Raw genomic sequence first — 21187 nt, 5'->3', positions numbered from 1 at the left:
TGGACCCGAAAACGGGGGTTCCTCCATGGCGGTGGGAGCGCGAACCTGCGCGCCGCCCCTCGGGGGATGGTGCCTGGGCCCGCGAGCCTGACACCATCCATTGTCCCAGCTCTTGGCGTCATGTTCCCGGCCTATTGCTCCCGGAGACGAGCATCGGAGCCCGTCCGGGGACACCGCGAGGGTATTTGATCGACGCATTTAGGCCTCGCTTCTCCGTCCTGGCGGGCACCGACACCACCGTTGACACCCAACACGGAACCACTCAGGCGCTGGCCCCTTGGATAAAACCGTCGTACCCGTCCTTGCATCATCGACCACAGCTGTCCGGCGGTCGAAGATCATCATTTTTCGTTGTGCGAATCATACAAAATAGTTCGTCGGACTGATGATGCGTATGCTCTTTCTATGAGTGAAGAGCAAACGTCGAATCCGACACAGAGGATCCGGCCGTTCCGGCAAGCCAAGGCCAGTCCGGAGACCCTCAAACGACTCAAACAGCACCTGGGCGTGCTCTCCACCGTCGCACTGAAGCACTTGGACCAGTCGTTGCCTTGGTACCGCGGCCTGCGCCCCGAGGAACGTGCGGCGCTGGGACTGGTAGCCCAAAAGGGCATCGCGTCCTTCGTCTCCTGGTATGAACGGCCCACCACGTCCCCGCAATGGGTGCTCAACGACGTCTTTGGTGCGGCTCCCACGGAACTGACCCGCTCCATCAGCCTCCAAAAGGCGCTGCAACTGATTCGCACCATCGTGGAAGTCGTCGAGTCCCAGGTCCCTGACATCGCCCCGGAATCCGAACACACCCAACTGCGCGAAGCAGTCCTCCGGTATTCACGGGAGGTCGCTTTCGCCGCGGCCGATGTGTACGCACGGGCCGCCGAAACCCGCGGAGCCTGGGATTCCAGGCTTGAAGCATTGGTAGTTGATGCGGTGATGCGCGGCGAATCCCAGGACTCGCTCCGCTCGCGGATTGCCGCCGTGGGGTGGAAGTCCCACGAGAACATCCTGGTGATGATTGGTGCCACCCCGACCTCCTCACAGGTCGGTTTCGTGAGCGAACTGCGCCGCGCCGCGGCCCGCTACGCCCGCGATTCCCTGGTCGGTGTCCATGGTGAACGTGCCATCTTGATGCTCGGCGGGGTCGAATCCGACCGGGCCGGCATGGATCGGTTGGCCTCATTCTTTGGTGACGGCCCGGTGGTCTACAGCCCGTTGGCCCCCACCTTGAAGGAAGCATCGGACAGCGCCAAGGCAGCCTTTGCCGCGATTGCCGCCGCCAAGGCGTGGCCCTCGGCCCCGCGCCCCGTGGACGCCGATGACCTGTGGCCCGAGCGGGTCATGAACAATGATGCCGAGGCTCGCGATGCCTTGGTTCAGGGAATCTACAATCCCCTGATCAAGGCCGGAAACGGGCTGATCGAAACGCTCTCGAGCTACCTCTCCTTGGGCCATTCCCTGGAAGGGACGGCCCGCGAGCTCTTCGTTCACGCCAACACCGTACGTTATAGACTTAAACGCGTGTGCGACGTCACCGGCTGGGATCCGCTGGTTCCGCGGGAAGCGTTTGTCTTGCAAACCGCGCTCGTGGTTGGTCGACTGGATACCGAAACATCGGAAAAGGCGCCCGAAACACGGCAGTCGGTGCCGCGCAAGGGCCCGTCTTCCTTGTAGGATTCATACAAAAGCATGCCGACAAGTCGGTGTGCGAAAACAGCCGTTGAGACGGACTTCTTTGGAAAGCTGGAGTAGTGCTAGCAATCGTGTGCCCTGGACAGGGCTCCCAGACCCCCGGATTCCTTTCTCCGTGGCTCAAGGTTCCGGGTGTTTCCGAACATCTCACCGAACTTTCGGCCATCACGGAGCGTGACCTGACCGCCCACGGGACGGTCTCGGACGAAGAGACCATCAAGGACACGGCCGTCGCCCAGCCCTTGATCGTGGCGGCCGGTCTCATCGCTGCCCGCGCCTTGTTCGGCGACACCCTGCCGGGCAACACCGTGCTGGCAGGCCACTCCGTCGGCGAGATCACCGCGACCGCCCTGGCCGGTGCACTGAGCGAACAGGACTCCATGGTCTTCGTCCGCGAACGCGCCAACGCCATGGCCCTGGCTGCGGCCGTCACTCCCACCGGCATGGCCGCGGTGTTGGGCGGGGACCCCGAGGAAGTCAACGCGGCCATCTCCGCCGCTGGACTGAGCCCGGCCAACGCCAACGGCGGCGGCCAGATCGTCGCAGCCGGAACCCTGGAACAGATCGAGGCCTTCGCAGCCAATCCCCCGGCCAAGGCCCGGGTGATTCCCCTAAAGGTCGCAGGTGCGTTCCACACCCAGCACATGGCCCCAGCCGTGGACGTGCTCGAGGAACTGTCCTCGTCGCTGCAGGCCAATGACCCGACCACCACGCTGCTGTCGAACTTTGACGGACAAGCGGTTGTCGATGGTCCGTCAAACCTCGCCTCACTGGTCGCCCAGGTCTCCCGCCCGGTCCGCTGGGACAAGTGCATGGAAGAACTGGCCGCACGCGGGGTCACCGGCATCATTGAGCTTCCCCCGGCAGGAACCCTGGTCGGTTTGGCCCGCCGTGGCCTGAAGGGGATCCCGACGCTGGCCCTGAAGTCCCCCGATGATCTCGAGGCGGCCCGTGCTTTCGTCCTCGAACACACCCAAGCCTAGGAAGACAGTAAACATGACTGCAGTGATGAACCAGACGGCCAGCCGTGAATTCAGCCGGATCCACGGCGTTGGGTCTTTCCGCCCCGATGTCATCGTGACCAACGACGATGTCTGCCAGTGGATCGATTCCTCCGACGAGTGGATCCAGCAGCGCACCGGCATCGTGACCCGTGCCCGCGCCGATGCAGATACCTCGCTGTTGGACATGGCCGAAGGTGCCGCACGTTCGGCACTGGCCTCCGCCGGGATCGAAGCCAGCCAGATCGGCGCCGTCATAGTCGCGACCGTGACCTTCCCTTACGCCACCCCGTCCGCGGCATCTGCGCTGGCCGACCGCATCGGGGCAACCCCGGCACCTGCCTTCGACATCTCCGCAGCCTGCGCCGGATACTGCTACGGAGTGGCCCAGGCCGACGCCCTGGTGCGTTCCGGCATGGCCGAGTACGTGCTGGTCGTCGGCGCAGAGAAGCTCTCGGACGTCATCGACAACCACGAACGCACCATTTCCTTCCTGCTGGGTGACGGCGCTGGCGCAGTGATCGTCGGCCCCTCGGATATCCCCGGCATCTCCCCCTCGGTCTGGGGTTCGGACGGCTCACGGTGGAACGCCATTGGCATGACCCACTCGCAGCTCGATCTGCGCGACGCTGTTCTGCAGGCCGAGTCTTCCCCGGACGGTACCGCCTTGGTGGCAGGCACCGAGGCACAGCTGTGGCCGACCCTGCGCCAGGATGGACAGACGGTCTTCCGCTGGGCTGTGTGGGAAATGGCCAAAATGGCTAAGCTTGCCCTTGAAAAGGCCGGAATCACCGCCGAGGACCTAGTTGCCTTCATTCCGCACCAGGCCAACATGCGCATCATCGACGAGATGGTCAAGCAGCTGAAGGTTCCGGAAAAGGTGATTGTCGCGCGCGACATCGCCACCTCGGGCAACACCTCGGCTGCGTCGATCCCCATGGCCATGGATAACATGCTCAAGGAGAACCCGGAGCTTTCCGGCGGTCTTGCTTTGCAAATTGGGTTTGGCGCCGGGCTTGTCTTTGGCGCACAGGTCGTTGTCCTGCCCTAGGGTTAACACCCAGGGATACAACCCATCATTCGGACCCCACACCTGTGGTCTGCATAGTCGTCGGGCTTGTTACCGGCAAACACAGAAAAGGAGCCATCATGGCTAGCAACGAAGAGATTCTGGCCGGCTTGGCCGAGATCGTCAATGAAGAGACCGGCCTCGAGACCGAGGCAGTTGAAATGGACAAGTCCTTCACCGAGGACCTCGACATCGACTCCATCTCGATGATGACCATCGTCGTCAACGCCGAAGAGAAGTTCGACGTGAAGATCCCGGACGAAGAGGTCAAGAACCTCAAGACCGTTGCCGATGCAGTGAACTTCATCGCTGGCGCTCAGGCCTAAGCAGTCCATTGATGCCACTGCCGTGGACTGTCCGTTCTTCGTTCGGAGACTGGCCAGTCCACGGCGGGGACATCGATTCGTCCATCATCCTTGATGGCACGCCGGCAACCGCCAGCCAATTCCGCTTTACCGGTTTCGTAACCGATCCCCAGATTTTCGATCCAATCCGGAAAACCGCACTCACACCGCGACCCGATGCTTGGATCGCGCGCTAGCTTCGCTAGCCGTTTCGCCCCCCAACCAGTAGAGAGTTTCAACATGGCTCGCAAAGTTGTTATCACCGGCCTTGGCGCCACCACCCCCATCGGCGGGGACGTCCCGACTCTGTGGGCCAACGCCCTCAAGGGTGTTTCCGGCGCGCACACGCTGCCCGATGAATGGGTTGAAACCTACAACCTGCCGGTGAAGTTTGCCGCCAAGGCCTCCACCCCCGCTTCCGAGGTGCTCTCCCGCATCGAAATGAAGCGCATGGACCCGTCCACCCAGTTCGCCGTGGTTGCCGCGCGCGAAGCCTGGAAGGATTCGGGCATCGAGGAAGTCGACCACGACCGCCTGGCCGTTGCCTTCGCCACCGGCATCGGCGGTGTCTGGACACTGCTGGATGCTTGGGACACTTTGAAGGAAAAGGGCCCGCGCCGCGTGCTGCCGATGACCGTGCCGATGCTGATGCCCAACGGCCCTGCTGCTGCGGTTTCCTTGGACCTCGGCGCCCGCGCCGGCGCACACACCCCCGTCTCGGCCTGTGCCTCGGGTACCGAGGCCATGCATATCGGCCTCGAGCTGATCCGTTCGGGCAAGGCCGACGTCGTGGTCTGCGGCGGTGCCGAGGCAGCCATCCACCCGATGCCGATGGCTTCCTTCGCCGCCATGAAGGCGCTGTCCAAGCGCAATGACGACCCGGAGCACGCATCACGTCCCTACGATCGCGATCGTGACGGATTTGTCATGGGTGAAGGTGCAGGGGCTTTGGTCCTCGAAGCCGAAGAGCACGCCATTGCCCGCGGAGCAACGATCTACGCGGAACTTGCAGGCACCTCGGTAACCGCCGACGCCTACCACATCACCGCACCGGACCCGGAGGGTCTGGGCGCCACCCGCGCCCTGAAGGCGGCCATGTTTGACGGCCTGATCCAGCCCGAGGACGTCGTGCACGTCAACGCGCACGCCACCTCGACTCCGGTGGGCGACAAGCCCGAGTACACCGCACTGCGTGCCGCCCTGGGAACCCACCTGGACAAGGTCTGCGTCTCGGCCACCAAGTCGCAGATGGGCCACTTGCTCGGTGCCTCCGGCGCCGTTGAATCGGTCCTGGCTGTGCTCGCCGTCTACCACCGCAAGGCACCGGTCACCATCAACCTGGAGAACCAGGATCCGGAGATCCCGTTGGATGTTGTTGTCGGCACCCCTCGAGAGCTGCCCGAAGGGTCCATCGTCGCGCTGAACAACTCGTTCGGCTTCGGTGGACACAACGCCGTGGTTGCGATCCGCAGCGTCTAGACACCGAGCGGATCCGTATCCGCTTCGCCAATGGCCCGGGGCTTCACTGAAATCCCGGGCCATTTGCGTTAATACGATGAAAGCTCCCCGAGGAGAGCTCTCAAACCATCCGGCTCTACGCCCATACACACATGTACTGGGCGTGGCTCCGAGGATATCTGGTAGAGATATCCGCTGGAAGCAAAAAAGACTGGTTGTGCAGTCACCGTCGACTCATCGACGGTGACTGCACAACCAATCTTGCTGTTTTGGGGTCTGGAACCGGTTCGGCCGTGGACCCTAGATCACTTGATGGAGCCAGCGCACGGGGGCGCCTTCTGCGGCGTAACGGAAGGGTTCGAGCTCCTCGTCCCAGGCTTCACCGAGAGCGATGGAAAGTTCTTGGTAAACGATCGCGGGATCGCCAGCACCCTTTTCGTAGGCCCAGCGGATGCGCTCTTCGGAAACCATGATGTTTCCGGCGGCATCGGTGGTGGCATGGAAAATCCCCAATTCGGGGGTATGGGACCAGCGGCTCGAATCGACGCCGGGGCTTGCGTCCTCGGTGACCTCGTAGCGAAGGTGCGCCCAACCGCGAAGTGCGGACGCTAAAAGAGCGCCTGTGCCCGGCTTTCCGGTCCAGTTGACTTCCGCCCGTGACATGCCGGGAGAAGCGCTCTGCTCGGTCCAGTGCAGATCCGTCCGCCGGTCGACAACGGAGCCGATCGCCCATTCGATGTGCGGGCACAGCGCTGAAGGGGCTGAGTGTACGAAAAGTACGCCCCTGGTCAGTGCTTTAGACATGCTTTCCTCCGATGTGCTGTTGGAACGTCTTCCCCAACGCCAACAATCCGTATTCGAAGTCCAGCAAGTCCTCTCTAGTATTGTGCACGATTATACGGCGTTCGGCCAGCTGTCCTTGACCACAACTTTCTGCAGTGACCTAGGTTTATACATATTTACGCCCGAGGATGGGCTTTTTGGTAGCTATCCTTGAGCCGTTCCACCGACACGTGGGTGTACAGCTGCGTGGTGGCCAGCGAAGAGTGGCCGAGGATCTCTTGCACGGCACGCAGGTCTGCCCCGCGATCCAGCAGATGTGTGGCGGCGCTGTGGCGCAACGCGTGGGGCCCGCGCGCTGCAGTGTCCCCCAGCGCCGCCAGGGCGTCCGAGACCACCTGGCGGGCCGCCCTGGCATCGAGCCGCTTGCCCCTGCGGCCCAGCAGTAGCGCATGGCCGGATTCATTGGTGCGCAGCACCGGGCGGGAGCGGCGCAGCCAATCATCGATTGCATTCAGCGCGGGCTGTCCGAACGGGACCGTGCGTTCATTGTTGCCCTTGCCGATGACCCGCAAGGTCCGCCGGTCCAAGTCGATGTCACCGATATCCAGCGAAACCAGCTCCCCCACACGAATGGCAGTGGCATAGAGCAACTCGAGGATGAGCTTGTTGCGGTCGGCGAGCGCGAGCTGTTCCTTCGTTGGCTCCTTGATCTTGACATCTGCGGTTTCGGGTAGGCGGGTCGCGGGCTGGAAGATGCGTTCGATTTGGTTGTTTTGCAGGATGTGCGGGAGGCGTTGTTCGCGCTTGGGTGATTGGAGGCGGATTGCCGGGTTGGTGCTGATGAGTTCTTCGCGGACTGCCCAGGCGAGGAAGCTGCGGATGGTGGCGGAGCGTCTGGCGAGCGTGGCTCTGGCGAGTCCGGATTCTTGGAGGGTCATGAGCCAGCCGCGTAACAGGCTGAGGTCGAGCCCCGCGAGGTTGGTGGCGCCGTGTGGGATCGCGTAGACGTAGAGGTTGGCGATGTCCCCTGCGTAGGCGCGCAAGGTGTGTTCGCTGCGTTCGCGTTCCAGAGCCATGTGGCGCAGGAAGCCGTCCCGGGCGTGGCTGAGTTCGGCCGGGATGTATGCTGCGTCGGGGTTTTCTTGGATTGGATCTGGCACGTCTCTACTGTCTCCCGCGCGGAGCATGCGGGCAATGCTGCCACGCCGGTCGGTGTGCTTCCGTTACCCCCTACCCGTGGTGAGGTGCCCCGCGTTGGGGTTCGCGCCCCTGGGGGAAGCGGCGTATCCAGCCGTTGGGGGTGCGTTCGGCCAGGCCTTGGGAAGCGAGGCGGGAGAGTCCGCCGAGAATGGAACCGATGCCCAGTCCGGCGACGATGGCCAGTTGGTCAACGGTACGCGCGGTGCGTACCGGCAGTGCGTCGAGCAGCAAGAGGTCGGGGATGGCCAGCCCGTCGTAGTCACGCCCCTGCGCTGGATCCTTACCGCTCCCGGGGCTCGGTTGACCTGCGTCCGGGATTGGCCGCTGGCTTCCGAGGCCGAACAGTTCGATGGCTTCGGCACCGTCGGTGATCAGCGTTGCCGCACCTTCGCGGATGAGGCGGTGGCAGCCTGCTGAGTTGGCAGAGAAGACCGAACCGGGGACGGCCCCGACCTCGCGGCCCATTTCTGCCGCGTGGTGTGCGGTGCTCAGTGCCCCCGAGCGCCAGCGGGCTTCGGTGACAATGGTTGCGGCGCAGATGGCTGCGATCAACCTATTGCGTTGCAAAAAGCGCCAACGGCTGGGTGTGGCCCCGGGTGCCACCTCGGCAATGAGCAGGCCATGGCGCTGTACCGATTTGAGCAGCTCGTCGTTTCCGACCGGGTAGTAACGGTTCAGCCCCCCTGCCATGACGGCAATGGTTGGTGCTGGCGGGGTGCTGCCCTCTGTCGCGGCCGAGGTCGGCTCGTCGGCGAGCGCTGCTTGGTGCGCCTGGGCATCGATGCCGTAGGCGCCTCCGGAGACGATGGTGACTCCCCGGGCGCGCAGGTCGTGGACGAGTTCGGCGGTGATGGTGCGCCCGTATTCGGTGGCGTCCCGTGACCCGACGATGGCGACAAGGTTTGCCGGCTCGTGGAGGATGGAGCGCTCCGCGGTGCCGCGGAACCATAGGGCCAACGGGGATGCCAGCTCGAGGGCTTCGAAGCCTGCTGGCCATTCGGGGTCCGTGGGCAGGATGATCCCTCCCCCGAGGTTGGCCATGAGTTTGAGATCTGACTCGGGGTCGGCGAGAGCGGCGCGGGGACGCCAACGTTCCAGCCCCGCGTCCAGGCGCAGGGTGGCGCGGGAGGCCCCGTGGGCATCGAGGAGCTCTGCTACCTGTTGTTGTTCACTGGCAGGGGCTGCTCCGCGGTGTTCGCGGATGAGCCGGTAGGCCTCGACCGCTCCGGCGATCTGAACCAGGGCGGCACCGGTTTGGTCGTTAGGTTCGATGATGTGCGTCAATCCGGCTCGTGCAGTTGCTTCGGGCGAGTAGGTACCCATGGCTGTCTGGGTCCTTTCCTTGGTGTTCGCGGCCCCCTTGGTTGCGCCTGGCATATCTGTTTGATTGGCGCCGTGGAGCTAGGGCAAGTGGGAATGGTGGGGGGCATGCCCCTCTCCCCTAGGGTGTTGCCTCTCCGCGGCCCGCTGTCGGTGCGGGCTGCGGGTTGTGGACGGTGCCGGTGGGCAGCGGCGGGAGGCCGTTGTGCGGGCAAGTGCTTCGGTCTTGTCTCTGGGATTTGGGAGCGCCCGTTGGCCGTACGACACGCCGATACACGGTTCGGCATATATGTTGCTTGTCGAAGTGACTATGGGGAACGATGGGAGGAAACTTCAGTACCGACGGCCACATGATTTTGTGGCAACTTCGCCGGTATCAGCAACCGACATGAAACTAGGCACGTAAATGAGACTCCTGAAGCTTCCCTTGATTGCAGCATTCTCCGTAGTTACAGGCTCGCTGATCCTCTCCGGGTGTTCAGACCCCACCGCGGCGCCTTCCCCCACAGACGAGGCCGGATCGACCACGCTGATGGTGTCCTCGGCGAACTTCCCGGAGTCGGAGATCATCGGCAACCTGTATGCCGAGGCATTGAAGGCCAAGGGGTACTCCGTGGAGACGAAGTTCAACATCGGTTCCCGCGAGGCCTACATTCCGGCGTTGGCCGACGGTTCGATCGATTTGATCCCCGACTACACCGGCAACCTACTGCTATTCATCGATCCCGCGGCGGACGTCTCGAGCCCCGAGTCGATTCTCAGTGCCTTACCCAAGGCCTTGGAAGACAAGGGCCTGAGCATGTTCACCCCGGCCGCGGCAGAGGACAAGGATGCGGTGGTTGTCACCCGTGCCACCGCCGAGAAATGGAACTTGAAGACCATCGAGGATCTGGCCGCCCACAACGCGGAAGTGACCATGGCAGGTCCTCCGGAATTCAAGGACCGGCCCGTGGGACTGCCGGGGCTAGAGAAGAACTACGGGTTTGTGCCTTCCAAGTTTGAACCGATTTCCGACGGCGGCGGCCCCGCTACGGTGAAGGCGCTGGTCGATGGCAAGGTCACCGCCGCGAACATCTTCACCACCAGTACAGCGATTCCGGCCAATGACCTAGTGGTGCTCGAGGATCCGAAGAACAACTTTCCGGCGCAGCAGGTCGTTCCCGTGGCCGCGAAAGACAAAGTTGACGAGGGAGCCCAGCAAGTCATTGATGCGATTTCCGCGAAGTTGAGCACCGAAGAATTGATCAAGCTCAACGAGCAAGTCTCCGGTGAGGCGAAGATCGAGCCAAAGCAGGCAGCCATCACGTGGCTGACCGACCAAGACTTGCTGGGCAAGTAGCCCGGGATTCCGCCCCCGAATCAATCATATTAGAACGCATGTTCGATTCTGGGGTGGCGGGCTTGCCCGCCGGTGCGCAACCGGCATTTTCTGCCACAACTTTTGCCCAGCCCGTGATGAACAGGATCCCCAGGAACCACAATGATCACCTTTGAATCAGTGTCTAAAACCTTTCCTGACGGAACCAAGGCGGTGACCGACCTTGACCTAGAAATCCCTACCGGGTCCTTCACCGTGTTGGTGGGTCCCAGCGGTTGCGGCAAGACCACCTCGATGCGGATGATCAATCGCATGGTGGCACCCACCGCGGGACGGGTGCTGATCGACGGGCAGGACATCGCCGAGATCCGTGCCGTCACCCTGCGTCTGGGGATCGGCTACGTGCTGCAGAATGCCGGTCTCTTTCCGCACCGCACGGTGCTGGACAATGTCGCCACGGTCCAGCGCCTGCTGGGACTGAGCAAGTCCCAGGCCCGGGCCAAGGCTCATGAGGCGCTCGAGCGGGTGGGGCTGGATGCCGCGCTGGCAAACCGTTATCCGGCCCAGCTTTCCGGTGGGCAGCAGCAGCGCGTCGGAGTGGCCCGTGCTTTGGCCGCCGACCCGCCGATCCTGCTCATGGACGAGCCATTCTCCGCGGTGGATCCGATCGTGCGCGAGGAACTCCAGGCCGAGGTTCGCCACCTGCAGGCGGAGATCAAGAAGACCATCGTGATGGTCACGCACGATATCGATGAGGCGTTGGGTTTGGGCGACAAGATCGCGGTGATGGCCCCGGGCGGGCAGCTGCAGCAATATGACACCCCGCTGCAGATCCTCACCCGGCCTGCCAACTCCTTCGTCAACTCCCTGGTGGCCAAGGACCGCGGATTTCGCACTTTGTCCTTCGCCACACTGAAAGACGTGGACGCCACGTCGCTTGGCTCTCCGGGCTCAGACGGTTTGATCCCGCTGGGCGTCGGCGCACCGGGCTGGCTGTTGGAGCTCGACATGGCGTTGCGCACGGCGACGTGGCGCGGACCCGACGGCGAGGAAACCGGAGCTGCGGTGTTGCACCGCGGCGACTCGGTGCGCTCGGCCCTGGACGCAGTACTAGCCTCGCCGTGCTCGCTGGTGCTGCTGATGGACGAGAACGATGTCCCGCGCTCCTACGTGGGCCTGGAGGATCTGGCGCCGTACCTGCGCCACGGCGTGCGGAGCCGCGCATGAAGTGGCTACTGGAAAACCCCGCACAAACCTGGTCGCTGACACTCGACCACTTGTACCTTTCGTTGGTTCCCACCCTCGCCGGTCTCGTGGTGGCGTTGGGGTTGGGCCTGGTCTTCGGCAACCGCCCACGGGCTCGGGCCATCATCACCGCGGTGGCCAGCGCGGTCTTTACCATCCCCTCACTCGCTTTGTTCGTGGTGATCCCCTCGTTGATCGGCACCCAGGTCCTTGACCCGCTCAATGTGGTGATCGCTCTGGCCCTGTACTCGGCCTCGCTGCTGGTGCGCACGGTCTTTGACGCCTTGGACGCGGTGGCCCCCGAAGTGCTCAACGCGGCCGAGGCTCTGGGCTATTCACCGGCACGCCGCCGCCTGTTCGTGGACCTGCCGCTGGCTCTGGCCCCGCTGGCCGCCGGCACTCGGGTCGCGGTGGTGACGAACGTGTCGTTGGTGTCGGTCGGCGCGGTGATCGGCGTGGGCGGCCTGGGTCAGCTCTTCACCTCCGGATACCAACGCAACTACCCGGATCAGATTCTCGCGGGCATCATCATGATCCTCATCCTTGCCCTGGTCTTCGACCGGGTCATCGCCGTTTCAGCCCACCTGTTGACCCCGTGGCTGCGCCAGCGCAACGGCTCGGAATCGGGGGCGCGCGCCATGCGTAACGGCTCGGGCAACGGTGCCTCCGCTGCCATGCAGGCACCCGGGGCGGTGGGCTCATGATCAACGACATGCTCTCCTACTTCGCCGATGCCGCGAATTGGGCAGGCGATACCGGGATCCCGGCACGGTTGGGCGAACATCTCTGGTACTCATTCCTGGCAGTGGTCGCAGCGCTCATCATCGCCTTCCCGCTGGGTGTCTTCATCGGACACACCGGGGTGGGCAAGGTCTTTTTGGTCTCCGCCTCTAACGTGCTGCGCGCGCTGCCCTCGCTGGGCATCATGACGCTGCTGGTGCTCCTGATGGGCATCGGCCTGTTGCCGCCCTTGGCGGCGTTGGTGTTGATCGCCATCCCGCCGATCCTGGCCGGGGTCTATGCGGGGGTAGCCAATGTTGACCCCGAGGTGGTGGACGCCGCCCGGGCCATCGGCATGAAAGACTCACGCATCATCCTGCAGGTCGAATTGCCGTTGGCGCTCCCACTGATACTGGGCGGACTGCGCGGGGCCATCTTGCAGGTGATCGCCACCGCCACCATCGCCGCCTACGTAAACCTGGGCGGGCTGGGTCGCTACATCTTCGACGGACTGGCCGTCTACGACTACGGGCAGGTGCTGGTCGGCGCGGTTTTGGTCACCGGACTGGCCTTGGTCCTCGACGGCCTGTTGGCCGTACTGGTCAAGGTCTTCTCCCCTGCACGGCTCGCGATCGCCCGGTAGGACCCGGCGCGCAGCCCTCATCCGGCGAGCGCCGGGTCAGGTTTATGTTTGCCAATGCGCGTGCTTTCGCTCCGCATCTTGCACGACACGCGGGAGCTTCTCAGGCGGACCGGAATACCATGTCGTTGTTCGTGTGGTTGTACGGCATGATCGCTTCGGTCCTGTTGAGTTTCCTTTACCTAGCCATCACGCCCATGGACATTTCACCTGGGGAACAGATTGCCGTCATGGCTGCTGGGGCTGTGATCCTCGTCTTCGCCCCGATGGCCAACATCTTCCACCGCCAAGTGGCCGCCATTGCCTACGAGCCACTGCGTCTTCGACCGGTTCCTGTGGTGGGCCTGATCGTTTTGGCGCTGCTCGTCGCCGGAAATATCATGCTCTCCTTCGTACTGCAGGTGGGCTGATCTGCAGACTTGCCACACCCGTGCGACTATGACGCAGGCATCATCCGATGGTGAATGCATCCCGGGCTGGTGCCGGTTGCCGAGCGATAGCGGACCTACCGGTCAATGCGCAGGACAAATTCCTGTTCCTTCTGTTTCGGGGAGCTCGGCCAAGAGGATCCGCAGTTTGGGTAACTCGACAAGTTGATTATTGAAGACGACGGCGGCATGATGTGCATCGTGGACCGCGGGTGTCTGGCAAGCCAAGAGGCAAGGGTCGGACGCTTTCCAGTAGCAGCCTACCTGCGGTACCTCACAGTGGTCCCGCCACCCTTGACCCGCAGCAGGGACACGTGAGTATCTCTGAACACTTCGGATCGCCGCTCCCCCAGATATACGAAAGTGAACATCAAAATCTAGCCAACGTCCCCTTTGCCGTGTTGGCGCAGCTGGATCGCCACATCCACATCCTCGGCGGTGGGACATGCATGGGAGTTCAAGTCCGCGATCGTCCACGCAATGCGTAGCACCCGGTCATGGCCGCGGGCGCTGAGCCGCAACGCTTCCCCTGCCCTGTTGAGCCCGGCCAAGGTGGCTGAGACCAAACGCAGATCGTTGCGCAACAACGATCCAGGAACCTCTGAGTTGGTGCAAATCCCCCAGCGCTTGAGCCTGTCACGGGCCTGCACGCGGGCCTCGGCCACCCTGGCGGCAACCACCGCCGAGGACTCTCCGCTGCCGCGGCTGGCAAGTTCCCGGGAGGAAAGCTGTGGGACAAAAAGTTGCATGTCGATCCGGTCCAGCAGCGGGCCCGAGAGCCGGGCGAGGTAGCGCCGGCGTGCCATGGGCGTGCAGGTGCATTCGGTGCCCTTGCCCAGGTTGCGCCCGCACGGACACGGGTTGGCGGCCAGCAACAGTTGAAAGCGGGCCGGGTAGCTGGCGGTGCCCGCCGCCCGGTGCAGCGTCAGCACTCCGGACTCCAGTGGCTGGCGCAACGCGTCCAGCGCCGAGGCGGAGAACTCTGGCGCCTCATCCAGAAACAGCACGCCCCGGTGTGCCCTGGAGGCGGCACCGGGGCGCGGGATGCCGCTGCCTCCACCGATCAGCGCGACCATGGAGGCCGAGTGGTGCGGGGCTTCAAAAGGCGGTCGGCGCACCAGCGCAGAGATCGGGTTCCCGCCGCCGGCCAGCGAGTGCACGGCGGTGGTTTCAATTGCTTGGGCATCATCCAGATCTGGCAGCAATCCAGGCAGTCGCTGGGCCAGCATCGTCTTACCCGCCCCTGGAGGACCGCTGAACAGGAGGTGGTGCCCACCAGCGGCTGCTACCTCTAGGGCGTAGCGCCCCTGAGCCTGCCCCACGATGTCTGTGAGGTCCAGGGATCCCGGTGTCTGCCCTCCGGGCCCAGCGGGGTCCCGGCGCGCCGGAGAGTCGTGCCGCGCTCTGTAGCGCAGCACTAATGGGTCGGCACCGCAATCACCCAGGACCTGCGATAAATGCGCGTAGGCCCTGACCCTGGCCCCTGCCACGAGTTCGGCCTCCGCACGATTGGCCTCGGCCACCACCACGTCCCGGACCCCGGCCCTGACCGCCGCCAGTACTGCCGGAAGAACCCCGGGAACCGGGCGCAGTGATCCATCCAGGCCCAGCTCGGCCAGATAGACGACATGGGCGGGCGGGCTGATGGACCTGTCTGCGGCCAGCGCCGCCACGACGAGGGCGAGGTCGAACCCGGATCCGCGCTTGTGCAGGGTGGCCGGGCTCAGGTTCAGGGTCAGCCGGCGGTTGGGCAGTGGGATGCCGGAATTCCGGGCCGCCGAGCGGATGCGTTCGCGTGATTCGTTTAGCGCCGCGTCGGGCAAGCCCAGCAGGATGAACGCGGGGATGCCGTTGCCCACGTCGGCCTCGATCTCGATCAGCTGTCCGGCAAGTCCCGTCAGGCCGATCCCCAGGGTCCGGGCCAGGCTCATGATTCGACTCCGATGAGGTGTTCGATGCGTGGTTCGCGCCCCGGGGGCATCAGGATGGCCAGCACATCCACGCGCACGGTGTGTGGATTGCGTCGGTGCGTCACGCACCAGCGCCGAACCAGCAGCGAGAGCCTGCGCAGCTTGGCGGGGTTCACCGCCTCGGCCGGGTGTCCGAAGCCCAGGGAGCTGCGAGTCTTGACCTCCACGCCGATGATCTGCCCGTTGGTTTCGGCCACAATGTCCAGCTCCCCGAGGTTGCATCGCCAATTGCGTTCCAGCACCGCATAGCCGGCGTCGAGCAGGTAGTTTGCTGCCAGCTCCTCGCCGGCGGCACCGAGTTCTTGGTTGTGGTTCATGCACACACTCCTTGGTCGACCGCACCCGCGTGCCACGCCGATCGGCATGACACGCGGGTGCTACTTCCAAGAATGCAGGGTCAGCGGGCCTCGCGGGGCCGGCATCCGGCAGGCATGTGGATAAGCGTGACAGGGCGCCACTCCCACGCCGCAGGCTGGTCCTAGTCCCCGTAAGGCCAGGACCAGCCGCCGTTCTCCTGGGGGTCGTAGGCGACGCGACCCTGGGTGACTTCCACAGCGAGGACCAGCTTGCCCGTCACGGTCTGACCCGGGTTCACCACCGGTGGCAGGAGCACCGAATCGTCGAAGCAGCCCCACGCGGTTTCCGAGGTGACATTGCGGTCAGGTGTCCCCTGCTCGGTGGCCACGGAGAAGGTTTCGGCGACCAGCGGCATGTACGACTCTTCCGGGTCCCCGCCGACCTTGTCGGCGACATCGGCGGCCAGGGTGGCGTTGATGTCGAGGATGAGAAAGATGCTGCGCGTGGGAGCTAGTGGTGCCGAGCCGACCCGAGGGGTGCATTCGGAGGCCAAGGTGGCGTTGGTGACTTCGATGGTGAAGTAGTTCTCTTTGGTCTTCTCATCGATCAGGCCAGCCTTCTCCCCGACCTTTTTCTGCACGTTTTTGTGCGCATCGGTCTTCACCGTGGTCCCGGTGCTCGCGTCGGCGGGTACGACTTCCGGGGCCGGGCCCGTGTCGGATGCCTGGCTTTGCACCGTTTGTTTGGCGGTGGAGACCGGCGGAGGGAAGGGATCCGCTGCACCCGAGCACCCGGTAGTCGTTGTTGTAATCCCCAGTCCACGGCCCAACAGGTAAGGGTCCGTGTCTGCGGTCTCATGCTTAGTCGCCGCAGATGACGCGGATTCCGTTTTTGACCAGGTAGTTACTGATCTTGGAGGCACCCACGTAGGCCCAAGATCGTTTGCCGTCCCTGTCGGTAACGAGCTTGCGGTTGTAATTCTGGTCCGCCAAGGGCTTGGAGAGGTTGAAGCGTTCCGATTTGTCCAGGTTCGCCAGGGTGGAACGGTACAGCCCGGGCTTGATGTCCATGCGTTCAACCACCACGGTTCGGGCGCTCGAGGACGGCCCGTCCGCGGCTGCCTCCGCATCGAGCACTGGGACCGAGCTGCAGGGTGGCTTCAGCGCCGCACCGCCAGCCTGACGCCGGCAGGATTCCTCCAATGTGTAGCTGTCGCCCTCAGGGTGATGAAGCTCTTGTTCGACGACTCGTCAACGAGTCCAGCCTCCTCGACGACTTTCTTCTGTACCTGATCAAAACCGTCGATCGTGGCCGCCGAGCAAGTGTGCGGGTTCAGAGTGACGTTCGCCGGCCCCGCAGCCTACTGCATGAGGCTCGTCCATTCAGCGCAGGACGTATCGATGGCCCCGATCGCCCACGCCGCGGTTCCCCTGTCACGACGTCGTCCACGGCGATGTCGGCGTAGATCCTGCCCGGCCTTGTGTTGGTCCGAACCTTTTCAGCAAGTCGCAGGAAGTCCGGGGTGCTTCTCTAGCGGATTGCCCATCGAAGCCGAGCTGCAGCGGATATCGCCATGGCCGCTACCGCGGCGTGGTTGAGCGACCGCGAAAAATCGGGGGTCGCGGGGAACGCGTCCCTGGCTCGCGGGAACAGCACAACCATGGGATCGCCGACTGTAGTGGATGGCACGTAGAGACCGTCGAGTAAGGTATCTGATCCCCGACTAAGTTCCTCCCAGATGCTGTTAGACCAGTTACAACAAATATTCCTTGTCGCCTGAGGCAGCGAAGCTGATGCTCCGTAATGCACAGCCCAGTCGCTACTAACCAGATCAAGCAAGGTCAGTGCCCGGCGGGGATACCAGCCCGATAATGCGCGGCTAGCCGAAAGAGTGATGGCTTGGTCATGCTGAAAGACCTCCGCGAAGGCCGTGACAAATCCCGTGGCCGCATAAGAAACGGCGGCCTCAAGGTGTAGTTGCGTGGGCGCAGGTTGAGGATCCCAACGGAAGCGGGAAATCGGTCCGTAGGTCCTTAGCTCATCCCAGGCCGTGGGGTGCGCTCCGACAGTGGTGTGAATCCGCCAAAGCGCCTGGCCATAGGTGATGAGGTGCTTCGGTTCTACGTGAAGCGGTACTTTTGGTTTCAGTGGATTCTTGGGGTGATTCGGGCTCACTCGTAACCCAGTTCATCGGCAAGCTTTGCCACGGCATCTGGTGCACCATCCATGGCAAGCCATTCCACCGGTGTCATGCCGTCTAAATCATCATTCGCAGTGGTCATGAAGCGCTCGATGGACAAAGGGTGAAAGTGAGTAGGAAAAGCAGGGATCACCATCCGAAGCCCTGGCAACGGCGCGCCACCTACGAACTGCCAGGAAGGGAACCTCAGGCTCTGGCCAGGGACCCCGTCGCCTAGCGAATACAGGGCACCCTCAAGCCGAGAACGGCGCACGTTTGCTGGATCTCGACCAATCAGCGAGGCAACTTCAGCCGTGCTGAGAGAATTTTCCCTAAGTCGCGCTCGTGAACTGGCCTGACCTGCAAGAACCTTGAGGTTGGTTGCAACCAGGCTTCTTGGGGGGAGATCAGCCTCCGTCAGATCAGTATTTCGCAGCAAGAAGTCCTGCTCGCCTGCGGTGAGTGGTTCAACCGCAATGCTCGAGACCTCCTCAAGGACCGCAAGAAATTCCTGAGTGCTGATGGGGGTGCCGCGACGGCGCAAAGCCCGGTCTACTTGCGATTCAAATGCCATGCTCGTCATAATTCAATGATACGAGCTTAGATGTCGTATCACCATAGGAGTGTCAGGGGCGTTGCACTTTTTCCCAGCAGAAGGTGACAATTTTGCCGACCGCTCCACCCGGACGACAGCGGAATATCAGACCAGCAGCAGGTCTGGGCGAACCCGGCCCGGCAAGGAGCGGGCATATCGCTGCGCAGCCTGCCGTAGGAATGATGCCCGGATACCACCATGCATGACGCTGCCCCGCACACCGAAGGGCGTGCGGGGCAGCAAGTTGCGATCAGCGATCAGTCGGGGGCGCTAGTTCAGCCCCTCCTTGGGGATGGTCAGCTCTTCGGTGCGGTTCAGTTCCTCGATGTTGACGTCCTTGAAGGTGACGATGCGTACCGATTGAACGAAGCGTCCGGTGCGGTAGACGTCCCAGACCCAAGCATCGGTGAGCGTGAGGTCGAAGAAGACCTCACCATCGGCCGAGCGGGTTTTGAGGTCGACGTTGTTGGCGAGGTAAAATCGTCGCTCGGTTTCCACCACGTAATTAAAGAGGTTCGCCACGTCTTTGTACTCGCGGTAGAGCTGCAGTTCGAGTTCCGCTTCGTAATTTTCCAAGTCTTCGGCGCTCATGGTGTTTTCCCTTCGCCCTTTGCCTTGCGGGTGGTCCCTGGTGCCTTGGGTATCAGCTGCCAGGTCTTGCGGTGGTACTCGCTCGCCCCATGCTCGATGATGCCTGCGCGGTGTGCGGCGGTGCCATAGCCTTTGTTCTTCATCCAACCGTACGCCGGGTATTGGCGATCATACCCATCCATGAGGTCGTCGCGTTCGACCTTGGCTAGGATCGAGGCCGCCGCGATGGACACCGCGAGCAGGTCGCCCTTGATCAGGGTCTGCACCGGGATCTGCAACCCGTCGATGTCCTGCGGGTCCCCGAATCCCGGCATCGCAGATTCAAGCAGCGTGGGTTGGACGGTGGACGAGAGCCAGTCGAGGTTGCCATCGAGCAGCACCGCGTCGGCCATCTGGGTCCGGTGTGCGGCGCTGGTGGCGCGCAGCCCGGCCAGACGCAGGGCCGGAACCAGGCCCAGTGCGTCGATTTCCGCGGCGCTGGCGTGCCCCACACCCCAGGCAGTCGCCCAGGATTTGATGAGCGGCACCAGTTCGTGGCGGATCGTGTCACTGAGCAGTTTGGAATCGCGCACCCGCGGCAGTTCCTCTACGGCGCTCGGGTCGATCACGACGTAGCCCACCGATACCGGGCCGGCCAGCGGCCCTCGTCCTACCTCATCGGCTGCACCAATGAAGCGGTGTCCTCCGTATGCGGCGAGGGCCTTTTCGTGGAGCAGAGTTGGTGGAAGTGCTGCCATTACTTGCTGGACGCCCCTGCCGGTTCGGGGACGTCGTCGAAGACTTCGTGGTGCCCGGAGATCGACCCGAGGCGGTCCAGCGGCCAGGAGATCACCGCGGCGCGCCCCTCGACGGCTGAGAAGTCCACGAAGCCGCCCTGTAAGTCCTCGTGGTAGCGTGAGTCGGCCGATGCCGCGCGGTGGTCGCCCATGACCCAGATCTTGCCCTCCGGGACGGTCTTGGTGAATTCAATGTCGGAAGGGTTATCACCCGGGTAGATGTAGGGCTCCTGGATGTCCACTCCGTTGACCGTCAGGTTCCCATCGGGCGAGCAGCAGGTCACGGTGTCTCCGGGCATGCCGATGATGCGCTTGATCAGGTGCTGGTTGGAGGGATCGGGGACCAGCCCGACGAAGGTGAAGAACTCCGAGACGGGGTTGGAATCCGGGGCGGCCACGGGTGGCAGCCAGGCCTCCTCGTCGCGGAAGACCACGACGTCGCCGCGATCCAGATCGAAGGGGCCCGGGACCATGAGGTTGGCGAAGATGCGGTCGTTGACCTGCAGGGTTTCTTCCATGGAACCCGAGGGGATGTAAAAGGCCCGGAAAAAGAAGGTTTTCACGACCAGCGAGATAATCAGGGCCACCACGACGATGATGAGCACTTCGCGGATAGCTGCCCATACGGGGTTTCTTTTCCTGCCGGGTTGCTTGGGTGTTGCTGCTGGGTCGCTGGCGTGGCTCACGTGGGTGCAGGCCCTTTCAAGGTTCTTTGGTAGCTAGAGTTGAGGGCCGTTATTGCGTCGCAGCGGCGACTAAATGCCGAACCCTCGACTATTAGCCTACGTCGCACGGTGCGTGCACCACGTGTGTGGCGCGCTCTGACTTGTCGAAAGACGCGCCACACACGTTGAGCGGGTTAGCTGTTTGCCGGTGAGGCGGGTCCTGCCGATTTCTCGAAGCGCAGCGGGATGCCGCCGGTCACGTCGGCTTTCGCCAGTCCTGACTTGATGGTCTCGAGCTGGGCGGTGTCCACCGCCAGGGTGATGGTTCCGTCGCGGCCCGAGGGAACGTAGCGGTGGATGGCGGTCGCGACGTCGCCGCCCTGCTCACGCTGCCAGGCCATGACCTTGCCGATGGCATCCTCGAGCTCCTGGGCGGAGTACTTGGCTAGGTGCCCTATGGCGCCGGCGTCGTTGACGACCTCTTCGGCGGCCTTGTCCGTCACTGCGACGTGCAGGCGGTTGTCGGCGATCCACGCCTCGGAGTACTTCTCCCCCAGAGTTTCTTTGAGGGATTCATTAAGTTGGAGCATGTCCGGGTCCTGGCTCTGGTTGGGTTCGGCGCTGATGGTTGTGCTGGGAGTCGGATCCGTGGCTGTCGGGGCACCGGTCTCGGTGCCGCAAGCCGACAGCAGGAGCACCACGGCGAACGCCGCGCTACCCATTGCCAAGCTCTTTGTGGGGTTCTTCATGGGTTGACCACCTTCTTCTCTGGGCTGAGTCTAGGGGCCCAGGCAGGTTGTTTGCTGCGTGCTGTCTGGGAAAAGCGGGGGGCCTTCCGTGGAATTGCAAGCAATTCCACGGAAGGCCCCCCCGCTCATTCACGAGTCTCGGCTACCCGA

General features: G+C 63.3%; 23 protein-coding genes. 10 read left to right on the top strand and 13 right to left on the bottom strand.

Going from position 1 to position 21187, the window contains the following annotated elements:
- The first annotated feature begins 405 nt into the window (after positions 1 to 405).
- The 5 genes from ADIAG_RS11230 (at position 406) to fabF (ending at position 5582) form a co-directional block, all read left to right on the top strand.
- The gene (locus ADIAG_RS11230; RefSeq protein WP_007271486.1) at positions 406 to 1671 is read left to right on the top strand and encodes a PucR family transcriptional regulator; all 1266 of its coding nucleotides are present in this window, start codon (positions 406 to 408) and stop codon (positions 1669 to 1671) included.
- Positions 1672 to 1748: 77 nt separating this feature from the next.
- A complete protein-coding gene (locus ADIAG_RS11225) occupies positions 1749 to 2672 on the top strand; it encodes an ACP S-malonyltransferase (RefSeq protein WP_007271485.1) in 924 nt (307 codons plus the stop codon).
- Between the two features lie 13 nt (positions 2673 to 2685).
- Complete coding sequence (locus ADIAG_RS11220; RefSeq protein WP_007271484.1) at positions 2686 to 3741, top strand: beta-ketoacyl-ACP synthase III; 1056 nt, start codon at positions 2686 to 2688, stop codon at positions 3739 to 3741.
- A gap of 98 nt (positions 3742 to 3839) precedes the next feature.
- Positions 3840 to 4085, top strand: coding sequence for an acyl carrier protein (locus ADIAG_RS11215; RefSeq protein WP_007271483.1), 246 nt, complete (start codon positions 3840 to 3842; stop codon positions 4083 to 4085).
- A gap of 258 nt (positions 4086 to 4343) precedes the next feature.
- Positions 4344 to 5582 (top strand): beta-ketoacyl-ACP synthase II, encoded by a 1239-nt coding sequence (gene fabF / locus ADIAG_RS11210; RefSeq protein ID WP_007271482.1) that lies wholly within the window; start codon positions 4344 to 4346, stop codon positions 5580 to 5582.
- Positions 5583 to 5861: 279 nt separating this feature from the next.
- On the opposite strand, the gene ADIAG_RS11205 is transcribed toward fabF, so the two are convergent.
- From ADIAG_RS11205 to dprA, 3 genes are all read right to left on the bottom strand, one after another.
- Complete coding sequence (locus tag ADIAG_RS11205) at positions 5862 to 6365, bottom strand: DUF3145 domain-containing protein (protein ID WP_007271481.1); 504 nt, start codon at positions 6363 to 6365, stop codon at positions 5862 to 5864.
- A gap of 155 nt (positions 6366 to 6520) precedes the next feature.
- The gene (locus ADIAG_RS11200) at positions 6521 to 7504 is read right to left on the bottom strand and encodes a tyrosine recombinase XerC (protein ID WP_007271480.1); all 984 of its coding nucleotides are present in this window, start codon (positions 7502 to 7504) and stop codon (positions 6521 to 6523) included.
- A 70-nt stretch (positions 7505 to 7574) separates the two neighbouring features.
- The gene (gene dprA / locus ADIAG_RS11195) at positions 7575 to 8867 is read right to left on the bottom strand and encodes a DNA-processing protein DprA (protein WP_007271479.1); all 1293 of its coding nucleotides are present in this window, start codon (positions 8865 to 8867) and stop codon (positions 7575 to 7577) included.
- Between the two features lie 403 nt (positions 8868 to 9270).
- Between dprA and ADIAG_RS11190 the strand changes: the two genes are divergently transcribed.
- The 5 genes from ADIAG_RS11190 (at position 9271) to ADIAG_RS11170 (ending at position 13197) form a co-directional block, all read left to right on the top strand.
- Positions 9271 to 10203 (top strand): ABC transporter substrate-binding protein, encoded by a 933-nt coding sequence (locus tag ADIAG_RS11190; protein WP_007271478.1) that lies wholly within the window; start codon positions 9271 to 9273, stop codon positions 10201 to 10203.
- A 141-nt stretch (positions 10204 to 10344) separates the two neighbouring features.
- On the top strand, positions 10345 to 11409 hold the full coding sequence (locus ADIAG_RS11185) for an ABC transporter ATP-binding protein (RefSeq protein WP_007271477.1): 1065 nt from the start codon (positions 10345 to 10347) through the stop codon (positions 11407 to 11409).
- Positions 11406 to 12131: an ABC transporter permease gene (locus ADIAG_RS11180; RefSeq protein WP_007271476.1), complete on the top strand. Its 726-nt coding sequence runs from the start codon at positions 11406 to 11408 to the stop codon at positions 12129 to 12131. Before ADIAG_RS11185 ends, ADIAG_RS11180 begins: the two co-directional genes overlap by 4 nt.
- The gene (locus ADIAG_RS11175) at positions 12128 to 12790 is read left to right on the top strand and encodes an ABC transporter permease (protein ID WP_007271475.1); all 663 of its coding nucleotides are present in this window, start codon (positions 12128 to 12130) and stop codon (positions 12788 to 12790) included. The genes ADIAG_RS11180 and ADIAG_RS11175 overlap by 4 nt, the downstream gene beginning before the upstream one ends.
- Before the next feature lie 119 nt (positions 12791 to 12909).
- Entirely contained in the window at positions 12910 to 13197 is a 288-nt protein-coding gene (locus tag ADIAG_RS11170) for a hypothetical protein (protein WP_007271474.1), read from the top strand.
- 395 nt (positions 13198 to 13592) lie between these two features.
- Here the strand turns inward: ADIAG_RS11170 and ADIAG_RS11165 are convergent, their stop codons facing one another.
- The 10 genes from ADIAG_RS11165 to ADIAG_RS11125 all read right to left on the bottom strand — a co-directional run bounded on the left by ADIAG_RS11165 (position 13593) and on the right by ADIAG_RS11125 (position 21037).
- Entirely contained in the window at positions 13593 to 15146 is a 1554-nt protein-coding gene (locus ADIAG_RS11165; protein WP_007271473.1) for a YifB family Mg chelatase-like AAA ATPase, read from the bottom strand.
- Entirely contained in the window at positions 15143 to 15502 is a 360-nt protein-coding gene (locus tag ADIAG_RS11160; protein WP_007271472.1) for a YraN family protein, read from the bottom strand. Before ADIAG_RS11160 ends, ADIAG_RS11165 begins: the two co-directional genes overlap by 4 nt.
- A 161-nt stretch (positions 15503 to 15663) precedes the next feature.
- Positions 15664 to 16218, bottom strand: coding sequence for a hypothetical protein (locus tag ADIAG_RS11155; protein ID WP_152426137.1), 555 nt, complete (start codon positions 16216 to 16218; stop codon positions 15664 to 15666).
- Positions 16219 to 16342: 124 nt separating this feature from the next.
- Positions 16343 to 16552, bottom strand: a complete 210-nt coding sequence (locus ADIAG_RS11150; RefSeq protein WP_149620125.1) for a hypothetical protein — start codon at positions 16550 to 16552, stop codon at positions 16343 to 16345.
- 460 nt (positions 16553 to 17012) lie between these two features.
- Positions 17013 to 17657, bottom strand: coding sequence for an RES family NAD+ phosphorylase (locus ADIAG_RS22665; protein ID WP_007271469.1), 645 nt, complete (start codon positions 17655 to 17657; stop codon positions 17013 to 17015).
- On the bottom strand, positions 17654 to 18235 hold the full coding sequence (locus ADIAG_RS20245) for a hypothetical protein (RefSeq protein WP_152426136.1): 582 nt from the start codon (positions 18233 to 18235) through the stop codon (positions 17654 to 17656). Before ADIAG_RS20245 ends, ADIAG_RS22665 begins: the two co-directional genes overlap by 4 nt.
- Positions 18236 to 18526: 291 nt before the next feature.
- On the bottom strand, positions 18527 to 18847 hold the full coding sequence (locus ADIAG_RS11140) for a DUF2469 domain-containing protein (protein ID WP_007271467.1): 321 nt from the start codon (positions 18845 to 18847) through the stop codon (positions 18527 to 18529).
- Entirely contained in the window at positions 18844 to 19584 is a 741-nt protein-coding gene (locus ADIAG_RS11135; RefSeq protein WP_007271466.1) for a ribonuclease HII, read from the bottom strand. The genes ADIAG_RS11140 and ADIAG_RS11135 overlap by 4 nt, the downstream gene beginning before the upstream one ends.
- Positions 19584 to 20309, bottom strand: a complete 726-nt coding sequence (lepB, locus tag ADIAG_RS11130; protein ID WP_007271465.1) for a signal peptidase I — start codon at positions 20307 to 20309, stop codon at positions 19584 to 19586. The genes ADIAG_RS11135 and lepB overlap by 1 nt, the downstream gene beginning before the upstream one ends.
- Positions 20310 to 20482: 173 nt before the next feature.
- A complete protein-coding gene (locus ADIAG_RS11125) occupies positions 20483 to 21037 on the bottom strand; it encodes a hypothetical protein (protein WP_007271464.1) in 555 nt (184 codons plus the stop codon).
- Positions 21038 to 21187: the final 150 nt, after the last annotated feature.

It is taken from the genome of Paeniglutamicibacter gangotriensis Lz1y (genome assembly GCF_000348945.1).
In the GTDB taxonomy this organism is placed as follows: Bacteria; Actinomycetota; Actinomycetes; order Actinomycetales; family Micrococcaceae; genus Paeniglutamicibacter; species Paeniglutamicibacter gangotriensis.
This window is presented reverse-complemented; position numbering and strand designations above follow the sequence as displayed.